This is a genomic window from Streptomyces sp. NPDC005803, assembly GCF_040630435.1.
Classification (GTDB): domain Bacteria; phylum Actinomycetota; class Actinomycetes; order Streptomycetales; family Streptomycetaceae; genus Streptomyces.
On the sequence record NZ_JBEXXO010000003.1, the window covers coordinates 211260 to 224772 of the forward strand.

10 protein-coding genes are annotated in these 13513 nt (G+C 72.1%); 6 read left to right on the top strand and 4 right to left on the bottom strand.

Annotation, left to right across the window (positions count from 1 at the left end; translation table 11 throughout):
- Positions 1-87: 87 nt before the first annotated feature.
- The 3 genes from ABZ454_RS06335 to ABZ454_RS06345 all read left to right on the top strand — a co-directional run bounded on the left by ABZ454_RS06335 (position 88) and on the right by ABZ454_RS06345 (position 4391).
- On the top strand, positions 88-888 hold the full coding sequence (locus tag ABZ454_RS06335; protein WP_356313270.1) for a MerR family transcriptional regulator: 801 nt from the start codon (positions 88-90) through the stop codon (positions 886-888).
- A complete protein-coding gene (locus ABZ454_RS06340) occupies positions 885-2099 on the top strand; it encodes a glycosyltransferase (protein ID WP_359536319.1) in 1215 nt (404 codons plus the stop codon). The genes ABZ454_RS06335 and ABZ454_RS06340 overlap by 4 nt, the downstream gene beginning before the upstream one ends.
- A gap of 204 nt (positions 2100-2303) precedes the next feature.
- Positions 2304-4391, top strand: a complete 2088-nt coding sequence (locus ABZ454_RS06345) for a restriction endonuclease (RefSeq protein WP_359536320.1) — start codon at positions 2304-2306, stop codon at positions 4389-4391.
- A 161-nt stretch (positions 4392-4552) separates the two neighbouring features.
- On the opposite strand, the gene ABZ454_RS06350 is transcribed toward ABZ454_RS06345, so the two are convergent.
- The 4 genes from ABZ454_RS06350 to ABZ454_RS06365 form a co-directional block, all read right to left on the bottom strand.
- Positions 4553-5179 (bottom strand): ATP-binding protein, encoded by a 627-nt coding sequence (locus ABZ454_RS06350; protein ID WP_359536321.1) that lies wholly within the window; start codon positions 5177-5179, stop codon positions 4553-4555.
- Positions 5180-5213: 34 nt separating this feature from the next.
- Positions 5214-6101 carry an adhesin gene (locus ABZ454_RS06355; RefSeq protein WP_359536322.1) on the bottom strand — a complete coding sequence of 296 codons (888 nt, stop codon included), beginning with the start codon at positions 6099-6101 and terminating at the stop codon, positions 5214-5216.
- Between the two features lie 143 nt (positions 6102-6244).
- On the bottom strand, positions 6245-8071 hold the full coding sequence (locus ABZ454_RS06360; protein WP_359536323.1) for an MFS transporter: 1827 nt from the start codon (positions 8069-8071) through the stop codon (positions 6245-6247).
- A gap of 303 nt (positions 8072-8374) precedes the next feature.
- Entirely contained in the window at positions 8375-10984 is a 2610-nt protein-coding gene (locus ABZ454_RS06365; protein WP_359536324.1) for a serine hydrolase, read from the bottom strand.
- 179 nt (positions 10985-11163) lie between these two features.
- Between ABZ454_RS06365 and ABZ454_RS06370 the strand changes: the two genes are divergently transcribed.
- The 3 genes from ABZ454_RS06370 (at position 11164) to ABZ454_RS06380 (ending at position 13466) form a co-directional block, all read left to right on the top strand.
- Positions 11164-11886, top strand: a complete 723-nt coding sequence (locus ABZ454_RS06370; RefSeq protein ID WP_356313289.1) for a GPP34 family phosphoprotein — start codon at positions 11164-11166, stop codon at positions 11884-11886.
- A gap of 261 nt (positions 11887-12147) precedes the next feature.
- Positions 12148-13017: a helix-turn-helix transcriptional regulator gene (locus tag ABZ454_RS06375; RefSeq protein ID WP_356313292.1), complete on the top strand. Its 870-nt coding sequence runs from the start codon at positions 12148-12150 to the stop codon at positions 13015-13017.
- Positions 13018-13259: 242 nt separating this feature from the next.
- Positions 13260-13466: a DUF397 domain-containing protein gene (locus ABZ454_RS06380; RefSeq protein WP_356313297.1), complete on the top strand. Its 207-nt coding sequence runs from the start codon at positions 13260-13262 to the stop codon at positions 13464-13466.
- Positions 13467-13513: the final 47 nt, after the last annotated feature.

A 13513-nucleotide genomic window follows, 5' to 3' on the forward strand; every position in this document is an offset into this window, starting at 1 on the left:
CAGCGCCCCGGGTCCGTCCCCCACCGGTTGACCCTCCCCTTACGTCAGGCGTGAAGCTGAAGCGGTGTCTGACGAAAGGGGAAGGGCGTGAGCTACTCCGTGGGACAGGTCTCGGCATTCGCCGGGGTCACCGTGCGCACGCTGCACCACTACGACAAGGCGGGGCTGCTGTCGCCCAGCGGCCGCAGCCACGCGGGCTACCGGCTCTACGGTGACGCCGACCTGGTCCGTCTCCAACAGATCCTCTTCTACCGCGAGCTCGGCTTCTCCCTCGACGAGATCGCCACGATCTTCGAGGATCCGCAGGCGAACGCCCTGGAACACCTGCGCGCCCGGCAACGGCAGCTGAGCGAGGAGATCGCCAGGCTGCGTCAGCTGGCCGAGGTGGCCGAGCGGGCCATCGAGGTCCAGGAAACCGGGGTCACCCTGACACCGGAGGAGCGCTTCGAGGTCTTCGGCGAGATCACCTTCGACCTGAGTTACGCCACCGAGGCGGAACGCAAGTGGGCGCACACGGAGGGACAGCGCGAGGCGATGGCGCGCGCCGCCGCCCACACCAAGGAGGACTGGCGCCGGCTCATGCGGGAGGCCACCGCCTGGCGCGCGGAGCTGCTCGCGGCCTTCGACGAGGGGGAGCCGAGCGACGGCGAGCGGGCCATGGACCTCGCCGAGGAACACCGCATCCACATCTCGCGCTGGTTCACCTCCTGCCCGCCCGACATGCACCGGCGCATCGCGGACGACTTCCTCGGCGACCCGCGCGCCTTCGCCCTGGTCGTACCGCCCTCGCAGCAACGCCCGGGGCTGGCCGCCTACACGTGCAAGGCGGTCCACGCCAACGCCGCCCGCCGCACGGAGAGCCGTACCGACGTCGAGGAGCACCGGTGAACATCCTGATCGCAGCGGCCGGATCGCGCGGGGACGTCGCGCCGTACACGGGGCTGGGCGCCGAACTCCGGCGGGCCGGGCACGACGTCGCCCTCGCCACCACGGACGCCTTCGCGCCGCTCGTACGCGACGCCGGGGTGGAGTTCCGCGGTCTCCCCGCCGATCCACGGGGGCGCGGTGGCGTGACGGGCAAGCGCGAGCTGATGCGTACCGCCGCCGCGTTCGTCACGGCACTCGGCCAGGGGTTCGCCGACGCGATGACCGACGGCACGGATCTGCTCCTGCTGTCTGCCACCACGGCCCCGCTCGGCTGGCACCTCGCCGAGGCCACCGGCACACCGAGCCTCGGCGTGTACCTCCAGCCCACCGCGCCGACCGGCGACTTCCCGCCCGTCGTCACGGGCTCCCGTTCCCTGGGCCGGCCCGCCAACCGCCTGGCCGGGCGCTTCGCGCTGCGCATGGCCGACCGCGTCTACGCGCAGGCGGTGACGGAGCTGCGCCGCCGCCTCGGGCTGCCTCCCGTCTCCGCTCCCGGCATGCGCCGACGGCAGGAGCGGGCGAGGTGGCCCGTCCTGCACGGCTTCAGCACGGCACTGGTGCCCCGCCCTTCCGACTGGCGCCCCGGCCTGGACGTGGTGGGCAACTGGTGGCCCCCTCACGACGACGCCGAACGGCTGCCGGCGGACCTGGAGGACTTCCTCGGCGCCGGTCCCCGGCCCGTCCTCATCGGCTTCGGCAGCATGGCGGCCGGCGACGGGGAGCGGCTGAGCGAGATCGCCGTACGGGCCCTGCGCCGCGCCGGGCTGCGCGGCATCCTCCAGGCCGGCCGTGCGGGGCTCGCGGCGGACGGCGACGACGTGCTCACCATCGGGGACGTACCGCACGCCCTGCTGTTCCCGCGGCTGGCGGCGGTGGTCCACCACGCCGGGGCCGGCACGTCGGCCGCCGCGTTGCGCGCCGGGGTTCCCGCGGTCACCGTGCCCGTCACGGCCGACCAGCCGTTCTGGGCCGGACGGCTCGCCGCCCTCGGCGCCGCCGCCGACCCGTTGCCTTTCGCGTCCTTGACCGCCGAACGACTCGCCGGCTCACTCGACCGGGTCGTGCGGCAGCAGACGTACGCACGAGCCGCAGCGGGAGCCGCCCAGCACATGGCGACCGAGGACGGCGCGGGCCGGGTCCTCAAGGCCGTCGCGCAGTTGACCGGCGGCTGACGGCCGGCCAGGGTCCGGCGGCGAGAACCGCCCCTGCCCGGCCCTCGCGGGGTGCGCAAGGGCGGAGACCGAAGTGGAGGGCATCTGGGGCAAAGGGCGTGAGCATGCGTGCGGTTGCCCACTAAAGTCACCTCATCACTGCTGGTTAGGGGGCCAGGGTCCGTGCGCGTACGCCGGGTCGCTGGTGGGGAGGGCCTGTAGAGCATGAGCCGTCGCTCCGATGGGTTGGTCGGTGTCTGGGCTGAAGCCCAGCGCCAACAGCAACGTCAACGTGAGGCGCAAGCCAGACACCAACGGGACCAGGAGAGGCAACAACGCGCCTACCAGCGAGATCTCGCGCGCAGCGTCCGGGAACAGAAGGCGGCCTACCGGGAGCAGCGGGAGGCGGAGGCCCGGCGGCGCACGGCGGAACTCGACGCACGGGTCGAGTCGCTGCGAGGCCTGCTGGCGGCGGGATGCCGCGCCCCGGCGTTCAGGGCCACGGCCCTCACGCGGGAGGAACGGGTCGAGGCCTTCTCCCCGGGACAGCTCGCGCACCCCGTCCCGATGCCGGACCCGAACGAGTACCGGTACCAGCCGCAAGGCGGCGGCTGGACGGCCGCCCGGCGTGCTCAGGCACAGGCGGAGGCCCGGTCCAGGTTCGAGCACGACTGGCAGGCCGCGCAGGCCGCCGAGGCGCAGCGCCGGCACCAGCTGGCCACCTACCAGCTCCAGTACCAGCAGTGGGCGGACGCCCAGTTGGCCGGGATCCGCCGGCACAACGCCGGCACCGCCGAGATGACGAGGGGGCTGCGCGACGGAGATGCCGAGGCGGCGGTGGAGTACTTCTCGGCCGCCCTCTACGCCTCGACCGGCTGGCCGGAGGACCTGCCCCGTCAGGTGTCCGCCGCATACGACTCCGGGGCACGGCAGTTGGTCCTGAACTGGGAGCTGCCCACGTACGACGTCGTCCCGGAGGCGAAGTCGGTGCGCTACCTGATCAACGCCGATCAGGAGAAGGAGTCGCCCCGGCCGGTCACGCAGCGCCGCGCCCTGTACCGGGACGTGCTCGCCCAGTGCCTCCTGCTGGTCCTGCGCGATCTTTTCGCGGCCGACGAGTTCGGCGCGCTGGAGTCGGTCGCGTTGAACGGGTTCGTGGACGATCACGACCCGGCGACCGGCAGGCGTGCGCCCATGTTCCTCGGCACGGTGATGGCTTCCCGCGCGACGTTCGCCGCCCTGCACCTGGAACAGGTCAACGCGGTCAACTGCCTGGTGGACGGCCTCCGGGGACAGTTGTCGTCCCGTCCCGACCAGTACGCCCCCGTGCGGCCCGGCCGGCGTCCCGAAGAGGTCGGCAACAGCGTCGTCACCCACGGAGGTGACGAGGAGCCGGATCTGTACGAGATGGATCCCCTCGCCTTCGAAGCGCTGGTCGCCGACCTGTTCCGGGCCATGGGCATGCAGGCGGTGACCACGCAGCGCTCGAACGACGGCGGCGTGGACGTCGACGCGCTCGACCCGGCCCCCATTCGCGGCGGCAAGATCGTCGTCCAGGTCAAGCGCTACCGCAACACCGTGCCCCCGACAGCGGTCCGCGACCTGTACGGCACCGTTCAGGACGCCGGCGCCAACAAGGGTGTGCTGGTGACGACGTCCGGGTTCGGTCCGGGTTCGCACACGTTCGCCCACGGCAAACCACTGGAACTGGTGGCAGGCCCCGAGCTGGTGGACCTGCTGCACCGCCACGGGCTGCGCGGGCGGCTCGGCAGCGGAGAACGCCCCGTTCCCGCCCAGCGGACGGCGCCGGACGCCGCGAGCGGTGCGGACGACCACAACATGCTGGGCATGTACTGGTCGGGCGACGTCGCCCTGGACGTGTGCGCGCTCGTCTGCCACGGCAACCGGGTCCTGGACGACGACCACTTCGTCTTCTTCAACAACCCCCGCACACCGGACGGCACGGTCCGCGCGCTCGTCCCCGTCGCGCCGGACAGAGCCGCCCTCCATGTCTCCTTCGACTCCCTGCCGGCGCGGGCCGACCGGCTCGTCGTCATCGCCGCGGTGGATCCCGTCGCCGACCCCGCGGCCGACCTGTCCGGGTTCGCCGACGCCGGCATCCGCCTGCTGGACTCCGAGGGAAGCCCACTCGACCAGTTGGACGTCTCGGACGGCCGCAGCGGCGAGACCGCCCTCGTCCTGGGCTCCTTCCGCCGCCGGGCGAACGGCGACTGGGAGTTCGTCACCGGAGGCAAGGGATACCGAGGCGGCTTGGAGGAACTGGTCCAGGAGTACGGCATCGAGGTGCATTAGCGCCTGGCAGCGGGCACGGGCAACGCACCGCTTCCGCCTGCCGGCCGGCGGCGGCGCGCGCGGCTTCACCGAACGCGGCCGGCGGATCACGGTGTACCGGCGCGACGACGGCCGGGCCCGGTGCGCGTGACGCTACGGGCCGCCGCGGACGCGCGCGGGCGTCAGCCGTGGCGCCGGTCGTCGACCTCGACGGTCAGGTCCTGCCACGACGCGGCCCACCGCACCAGCTCGGCCGCCGCCGGGCGGGCCCCCGCACGCAGGGGTCCGGCGGGACGGAAGCGGACCAGCGTCCCCGTCGTGCCGTCGTCGTCGACCGGATCCAGACCGGTCACGGGAACGCCGTGCTCGTAGCGCTGGGTCCAGGAGCCGTTGCGGCGGCGGTTGGTGTGGACGAGGTGCTCGCTGAGGGCCGCGACGACGGACATGCCCCGCCGCGGGTGCCCGTCGGGAAGCGTCGGGGCTTCGGGGAGGTCGAAGAACCTCAGGTCCTTCGTGGCCATGACCGGCTTCTTCACGACCTCGCCCCGCTCGTCGCGGCGGGTGTCGGTGCCCCGCCCGTCGTCCGCCACGGACACCGAACCGTCGGGGTGCAGCGTGACGAGGGCGTGCCCTCCGCCGTTGCTCTCCGCCTCGTCGGCGGCGTACGCGAGGACTTCGAGGATCAGGTGCGCGGCGCCCCCGGGGGCGTACGCGGCGGGGTCGCGCCGGATGCCTTCGAGATGACCGAGATCGACGACGCCCGCCCAGTCGTGCGTCGTGTTGCGCCATGCTGCCCTCGATGTGTCCATCGAGGCAGTATCCCCCCACCCGGCGGACGGCCCCTCAGCGGCAGGAGGCCCTCAGCTGCGCCGCCGCGTGATGCGCGCCCACCAGCTGCGTACTGCCCCAGTCCCGGCCCCGGTCGACCAGTCGGACCGCGAAGGTGTCGCCCTTGACCGGGTAGCTGTCCACGTCGACCGCGCTGCCCCGGTGCACGGTCTGGCGTACGGCGAAGCCCGTGTAGGCCGAGTCCGCGTCCGCGGGGTCGGAGAGCACCCGGTAGACCGTGGGGTTCCCGGCGACGTCGCGGTCGCGGTCCGAGCGCGGGACGAAGACGGTCAGCGCGCACTCCCGGTAGCCGGGTCCCAGGTGCCAGGACCAGGTGGCGGTGTTGCCGCGGTCCTCGTCCGGGCTGCCGGACATCGGGACGGCGCTGAACCGGCCGTCGCACGTGCCGCCGTGGAAACCGCCCGAGGCCACCGTGTACCAGCCCGCGTCACCGTTCTCGAAGCGTCCGCCCTCGCGGTACTCCCCCGTCGAGCAGCCGGGGCCCGCCCACGCGGTGTAGCGGTAACCGGGCTGCCCCGAGGGGGCGGGGGGTGTGGGCGTCGCACCCTCGGACCCCGACGGTGTGGCGGCCGGCGAGGACGCGGCCCCGGGGGCGTCCGGTCCGGCGGTCGGGGGGCTGATCCGGGTGGGGGCGCCGCCCACCCGCTCGCCGGCCCCGCCGCCCGCGCGGCCGACCGCCCCGGTACGGGTCTCGCCGCCCGCCGACGCGATGAGCGACACCGCCGTGACCAGGGAGCCCGTCAGCACCACCACCCCGGCCGCCAGCCAGGCCTTACGGCTCCCCGGCAGGGTGGAGATCCGGCCCGTGAGCGTCTCCCGGGCGATCCACGCCCCGTCACCGCTGCCGGCCCGCTGCACGGACGCGCAGTCGGGACAGCTCATACCGGGCAGCGCACCACGTCGTTCGCCGCCGCACTGTTGGCACCTCATGGCAGCACACCCTGCCAGGGCCGCACCCCCGCAGGGAGAGATCGCACGGAATTGCTCCCCGGGGCCCCGCACCGCCGGGGATCAGGCGACAGTCCTCAGCGGAGTTCGTCCGGGCACGGCGTCCCGGGCGACAGCTGGTAGGGCGCGCCCAGCCGGTACACGCCGGGGCGCGGGGCCAGCAGTTCCGTCCACTCGTCGCCGTGCTCGTCCTCGTCCAGCTTGATCAGACAGCCGTTGGTGTTGACGAAGGACCTCGGGGTGTCCTCGTCCACGCGCTGCTTGGACGCCTCGGTCTCCTGCGGCCGCTCCACGCCCTTGCCCTCCTCGTCCACGACGGCGAGCCAGCGCGAGTACGGGATACGGATCAGCACCCGGCCCGCCTCCTTCACGTGGATGGTCAGCTCCCCGGCACCGGCCTCGTCCACCGTCGCCGGCGGATCGGCCATCGGCACGGGGCTGTCGACCGCGAAGAGCCGCCAGTTGGCGTCCGACCAGATCGCCTTGAGGTAGGGCTGCCCCTTGGCGACCAGCTCCGCCTCCTGGACGGCGCCGCTGGAGTCCGGGTCGCCCGTCGGCAGCACCACGTAGTGGACGGCCCAGCGGTCGAGCCACTCCCGGTAGTTGACGGGGTTCAGGGTGTCGTCGTAGAAGAGCGGGTTGCGCTCCATGTCGGCCTGCCGGTTCCAGCCGCGGGCCAGATTGACGTACGGCAGCATCGCGGCCGCCTCCCGGTGGCTGCTCGGCGGAACCACCTCGACCCGGCCCCGGTCGGCCCCCACCTTCTGGAGCTGGTCGACCAGCGGAGCCAGTTCCCGCGCCCAGGACGCGGTGGGCGCGGTCCGGACGATGTCGTCGATGCCCTTGAACCCGATCCAGAAGTTCAGGCCGGCGAACGCGATGACCAGCGCGTACCACTTACGGGAGCGCGGCACCGTGTACGGCAGCGCGGCGAGCAGCACCACACCGGCGAACAGCATCGCCATCCGCGAGACGTTCGAGCCGATCTGCGAGTCGATCACATACGTCAGCAGCGTGCCCGTGCCGTACACGGCGGCCGCGGTGCGCACCGTCTTCCAGTCGCCGGGGACCAGGAAGAAGACGAGCCAGGCGAAGACGAACGGCAGCGAGAGCGTCGCGATCGACATCGGCTGCGTGCCGGAGAAGGGGAACAGCCACGCGGACAACGCCACCACCGCGACGGGCGCCAGCCCCAGGGCGTACGCGCCGGGGCGCCGTTTGTTCAGGAACAGCGCGGCCGCGACCACCCCGAGGAAGAGCCCGGCCACGGGGCTGCCCGCCGTCGCGAGCGCCGCGAGGGGTGCGGCGACGGCCGCCTTCGCCCAGCGCTTGTACCGCCAGCGGTGGGGCCAGCAGAACACCGCCGCCGCCGCGCCGACGGCGAACATCATGCCGAGCCCGAACGTCACCCGGCCCGACAGCGCGTTGCACAGATACGCGAAGACACCCGCGAGCGAGCAGGCCAGCGGATTGCGGACCGCCTTCACCCGGTACAGGATCAGCGAGGTCAGCCCCGCCGAGACCGTCCCGGCGATCATCATCGTCGTACGGACACCGAGCAGCGACATCAGATACGGCGAGACGACGCTGTACGAGACGGGGTGCATGCCCCCGTACCAGGCCAGGTTGTACGCGGTCCCGGGGTGCCGGCCGACGAACTCGGCCCAGGCGTCCTGGGCGGCGATGTCGCCGCCGCTGTTGGCGAAGAAGAGGAACCACAGCATGTGGACGGCCGCCGCGACCGCGGTCGTCAGCAGCACCGGGTGTTCCAGGCAGCGCTGCTTGAGGCCGCCGAACCCCTCGGCGAACCGGGGCGTCCCGTCCGGACCGCCCGCTCCGTCCGCCCCGCCCGCGGAGCTCGCGGAAGCGGTGCTGCTCGCCCGTGTCGGCTCGGCCGTGGTCACTGCGACTCTCCCCGTCCCTTCCCGGACGCGTTGGAACCGCCGGCTTGCCTGCTCGGGTGTCATGGGCGGAAAGACGCGTCCCAGGGTCCACGCGTTGCCCCCGGGACGCTAACACGCACACTCCCGCCGCCGCCCCGGAAGGGCCCGTGAAGTACCTCGCACCCCCGGTGAGCACCGTCCCCCCGCGGCCGCCGGGCGGCGCGGGCGCGCCGGACGCGGCAGCCACGGCCGTCGGAGCCCGGCGCCGGAGGGGTCCCCGCGGGAGGCCGGTCCCGCGGGGCGCCCCCGGCGCCGGTGTGAGGGTCAGCCGATCCGGGTCAGCTTCTGGCCGAAGCCCGGGTCCCGCAGATCCTGCTGGAGGGCGACCGGGGCGCTGACCTTGCCGGGGCCCGTCCCCACGGTCACCACGCCGACCTTCGTGCCCGCCGTCATGCTGCGCGAGATCTCCTCGCCGTTGCCCTGCACGGACAGCTCGACCTTGAGACCCGGCCAGCCCTTCGCCTTGAGGTCGGCGGTCGCGACCAGCGGGGTGTGGCCGCCGAAGCCGTCGTCGACGTATCCGACGACGTCGCCCTTCTTGACGACGGTGGCGGACGTCACGGCCTTCTGCGCCTCCTCGATCAGCTTGAGGCTGTTGTCCAGCGACATCGCCAGACTGTCGTACGGCTGACCGGTGCCCGCCTGCTGTCCCATGACCGCGCCGTAGATCCAGAGCTTCTTGCCGTCCACGACCGTGTTGGCGGACCAGACCAGGTTGCCGCCGGCCGGCGTGGAGGAGCCGGTCTTGATGCCGCTCACGCCCGGCTTCAGCAGGATCGTGTTGTTGTTGTAGATCGTCCCGTCGACGCCCGGGATGTCGATCTGGGGGGTGTCGACGATCTCCCGGAAGATCTCGTTCTGCATCACGGCCTTGGCCAGTTTGAGCTGGTCGGCGGCGGTGGAGACCGTCGTCTTCTTCAGCCCGCTCGGGTCCGTGTACGTGGTGCCCGACATGCCGAGGTCCTTGGCGGCCGCGTTCATCTTCCCGATGAACTCGGTCTCGGACGAGTCCCAGCGGGCGAAGAGGCGCGCGGCGTTGTTCCCGGACGGGATCATCAGGAGCTGCAGCATCTGCTTCTCGGTGAACTGCTGGCCCTTGCTGATCGGCGCGGTGGACTCGTCCTCGGCCTTGGACTCGTCCTCCGCCTGCTGGTCGACGGTGATCTTCTCGCCCTGCTCCTTGCCGGTGATCGGGTGTTCCTTGAGGATCACGTACGCCGTCATGATCTTGGCGACGCTGGCGATGGGCGCCGGCTTCTGCGCCCCCGCCGAACCGAAGGAGCCGACACCGTCCACGGTGATCGCCGACTGGCCCTGCTCCGGCCAGGAGAGGTTCAGGTCGCCGCCCTTGAAGGTGTACGCCGGCTCCGCCGTCATCGTGAGTGCGGGCGTCGGCAGCGGGCGCACCATCTGCACGATCGCAAACGCGATGAGCAGCAGGATGACCAGCGGTGTCCAGATCTTGACCCGGCGCACGGCCGTGCGGACCGGGGTCTCCGGCGGCGGCGGGGTGTTCGTCAGCTCCGCCAGCAGGTCGAGCGGCGGCCGGGGCGGCATCGGCTGCTGCCGGGTCCGCTCGGCACCGCTGAGCGAGGCGGCGGACGGCTGCTGACCGGCGCCGGGCGGCACCGGCACGGGAGCGGGGGTCTCCGGCGTGCGGGGTGCGGGGGCCGGCCGCACGTCGTCCGCGCGCAGCGGTACGAACTTGCTGGTCCGCTCGGCAGGGGACTCCGGCCGGGACTCGGTCTCCGGCTTGGGCTTGGGCTTGGATTCCGCCGGTGGCGGGGTGATCTTCAGCGCCGTCGTCGGCTGGTCGACGCGCGGCAGCCTGGGCGCCTTGAAGACGGCCGTCGCCTGATCGATGCCGCCCGCGTCACCGGCGAGCACCGCCTTCTCGCCGGACTCCTCGCGGGTCCGGGGAACGCGCGCCCCGGCAGCGCTGTCCGGCGCGGCGCCTCCGGAGGTCTCGTCGGCGGAGGTCTCCTCGGCGGAGTCCGCGTCGGTGGAGTCCGCGTCGGTGGAGGTCTCTTCGGCAGCCGAGTCGGCGGCCGGGTCGCCGACGGTGGTGTCCTCGTCGGCGGGGGCGTCCTTCGACGCGGCGGCTTCGGCCGGCGTCTCGTCCACGGCTGCCTTGTTGTCGGCCGCCTCGTCTCCGGCCGGTACGTCACCCTCCCCGGACTCCGCGGCAGCGGCGTCAGGAGCGGGCGCGTCAGCGTCGGGACCGGGCGCGGCGCTCTCCCCGTCGCCGTCCCCGTCCGTGGACACCCATGCGGCGACGGCGTCACGCAGCCGCGCATCGTCCTCCTCGGGCTCGGCGCCCTCCGTCGGCTCCACGCCCTCTGCGGGCTCCTCGGACGCCTTCGCAGGGCCCGTACCGGCCTCGGGGGCCGTGGCCGGGCTCTCAGCGCCTTCCGAGGCCTCAGCGGCCCCTTCGACGTCTCCAGCGGCCTCGGGCTCCGCAGGAGTCACCTCATCCGCTTCCGCGGCGTCGTCGGCGGCGTCGCCCTCGCCGTCCGCGTCCCGTTCGGCACGCGCGCCGGCGTCGGCACCCTCAGCCGCGTCATCGACGTCAGCAGCCTCGGGCTCGGCCCCGGACTCCGCTCCGGCGTCAGCGGTGGCGCCGGCAGCGGCGCCCGCCGGTGCCTCGCCGTCCGCCTCGTCCACAGCCCGGTCGTCGGCGTCCGGCGCCTCCGGCCCGGGCCGGGGCGTACGGAAAACCGCCGTCGCCGTGTCCGCACCGCTTCCGGCATCCGCCGGAGAGGCGGGTTCACGGAACACGGCAAGGCGCGGATCGGCCTCGCTCCGAGTCGTTCCCGACGACTTCTGCTGCTCCGACTTGTCGGGGGACTCGCCCGCCACCGATGCCTCCTCCATGCGGCGCGGGGACATCCCCGCGCTGTCCGAACCATCTACCAGTGTCCCGTGTGAACCCTTGGCCGGGCTGCTAGACGAGAACGACATACCTACTGGTTCCCATCCAAAGCACCCAGGCGCTCTCGACAGACAGATGTGAGAGGGGTCACCCTGTCACTCATCCACGCGGGGAGGCATGGATGGGCAGGAGCCGCAGAACAATTCCGGAGGAGCTTCTGCTGCTCGCTCTGGACCCGACCACGGGTACCACAGCGCAGCCGCAGTCGCTCGACCTCGGCCTCGCCGGAGCCCAGCTAGTAGAGCTGGCTCTGGCAGGACGGATAGCCCCTGATGGGGATCGTATCGCCGTGGTGATGCCACGGCCGACAGGAGATCCGACTCTGGACTCCGCACTGGAACTGCTGCGCAGACGCGGCAGCCCGGTCCGGGCCGTCCACTGGATCGGCGGACCCCGGCTGGGGCTCCGCCAGATTTACCTCGCTCATCTGGAGCGGTGCGGCATGGTGCATGCCGTGGCGGGCCAGATGTGCGGAGTGCTGCCGACGACTCGCTACCAGGCGACGGACACGGCGATCAGCCGGGACATCAGGGCCCGGCTGGACAGTGCGATCCGCACCGGCGTACCGCCGGACCCGCGGACCGCGGCGCTCGCCGCACTGGCCCACGCGGTCGGACTCGGCAAGCACCTGTACCCCGGGAACGAGGGGCGCTCCTCGCGCTCCCGGCTCCGGGACCTGATCAGACACGACCCGATGGGCGGCCTCGTGGCGCACGCCGTGATGGACGTCCAGAACGGGGCGGTCGCACAACCGCGCCGCAACCAGGCGGCCGGCGTTCCGTTGCAACAGCAAGTGCAGTCGCAGTCACGCCGCGACAGCATGGCGCACACCGCGGCCCACTAGGACCAGGGCCGCACAGGCGTCGACGCAGCATCCGCACCACCCAGCACCACGTGCACCGCAAGGCACCACCGCACCAACCGAATACCGCCGCGCCGTCGTCCCCAAGACCCGGTTCGGGAGCCGCACCAAGCGCGGGGCAGCCGGTACCACCGGCTGCCCCGCGCCGCTGCGTGTGGCCGTTTCCCAGCGCGGCCGGGGGCCCGGGTGGCAATCTGCTGAGCAGTAGATACGCACAGCTACATAGCCGGAGGTGCCGTTTCCGTGCCGTCCAACGTCAATCCCACCGTCAGGCGACGCCGGTTGGGTCAGGAATTGCGCCGACTGCGCGAGCTCAAGGGCATGACGGCCGAGGAGGTCGCGGAGCGGCTGCTGGTCTCGCAGTCCAAGATCAGCCGCCTGGAGAACGGCCGCCGCTCCATCAGCCAGCGCGACGTACGCGATCTCTGCGGGGTCTACGAGGTCGAGGACCACCGGATCGTCGACTCGCTCATGCAGATGGCCAAGGACTCCCGCCAGCAGGGCTGGTGGCACGCCTTCGGCGACATCCCGTACAGCGTCTACATCGGCCTGGAGACCGACGCCGAGTCGCTGCGGGTGTACGAACCCCAGGTGATCCCCGGCCTGTTGCAGACCCGGCAGTACGCCGAGGCGCTGATCAACGGCGCGCTGCCGGAGGCTCCGCAGTCGGACATCGACAAGCGTGTCAGCGTCCGTTCGCGCCGCCAGGACCGGATCACCGCCACCGAACACCCCCTGCGGCTGTGGGCGGTCATCGACGAGTCCGCGCTGCGCCGGCTGGTGGGCGGCAAGCAGGTGATGATCGAGCAGCTGGAGCGTCTGGTGGAGCTGTCGCACCTGCCGCACGTGACCGTCCAGGTGCTGCCCTTCGACATGGGAGCACACCCGGGCATCAGCGGCCAGTACGCCATTCTGGAATTCCCGGACGCCGCGGATTCCAGTGTGGTCTATATCGAGGGCGTCACCAGCGACCTCTACCTGGAGAAGGCGAACGACGTGCAGAGGTACAGCGTCATGTACGAACACCTGCGGGCGCAGGCGCTGAACGTGGAGCACAGCCGGCATTTCATCGACGGGATCGCGAAGGAGTACACGCGCCTGAAGACGGCGTGAACTCCCGCTGCACGGGGCCGTAAACCAGCCAGCCCGCCCCGTCCGTTATGCACGGAATAAAGTGATGTCACGAGTGGGGCGACGGCACGGTACACCGTCGCCACCTCGTAAGGGAAGACCTGCCTGGTTCATACCATCCGGTCGAGTGAACGGCCCCTTCATCGGGCGCGCTTGGCGAGTAGCGTCGATCACGCCAACGGGAAATCCGCTGGCGCTCACCAACTCTCTGAACCGGAGTGAACATGGCCATTCGTCAGGGTGCTACGGAAAACTGGACGAAGTCGTCGTATTCCGGGGGCAACGGCGCCTGCGTCGAAGTCAGGTCCCCTCTTGTGCAGGCGATTGCCGTACGTGACTCGAAGGCCCCCGAGGGCCCTTCGCTCACCTTCGTCCCCGGCACCTGGAACGCGTTCGTGCGCGATGTCGCCAAGGGCTCCGTCGACGCCTGACCGGTGTTTCCCTTAGGCCGCGTCGCCGCACCGATTCAGGTGCTGCC

Excerpts from the sequence above, each read along its gene's own strand:
- ABZ454_RS06345 (WP_359536320.1), top strand. The coding sequence starts at position 2,304 with ATGAGCCGTCGCTCCGATGGGTTGGTCGGTGTCTGGGCTGAAGCCCAG.
- ABZ454_RS06350 (WP_359536321.1), bottom strand. The coding sequence starts at position 5,179 with ATGGACACATCGAGGGCAGCATGGCGCAACACGACGCACGACTGGGCG.
- ABZ454_RS06355 (WP_359536322.1), bottom strand. The coding sequence starts at position 6,101 with ATGAGCTGTCCCGACTGCGCGTCCGTGCAGCGGGCCGGCAGCGGTGAC.
- ABZ454_RS06365 (WP_359536324.1), bottom strand. The coding sequence starts at position 10,984 with ATGGAGGAGGCATCGGTGGCGGGCGAGTCCCCCGACAAGTCGGAGCAG.
- ABZ454_RS06370 (WP_356313289.1), top strand. The coding sequence starts at position 11,164 with ATGGGCAGGAGCCGCAGAACAATTCCGGAGGAGCTTCTGCTGCTCGCT.
- ABZ454_RS06380 (WP_356313297.1), top strand. The coding sequence starts at position 13,260 with ATGGCCATTCGTCAGGGTGCTACGGAAAACTGGACGAAGTCGTCGTAT.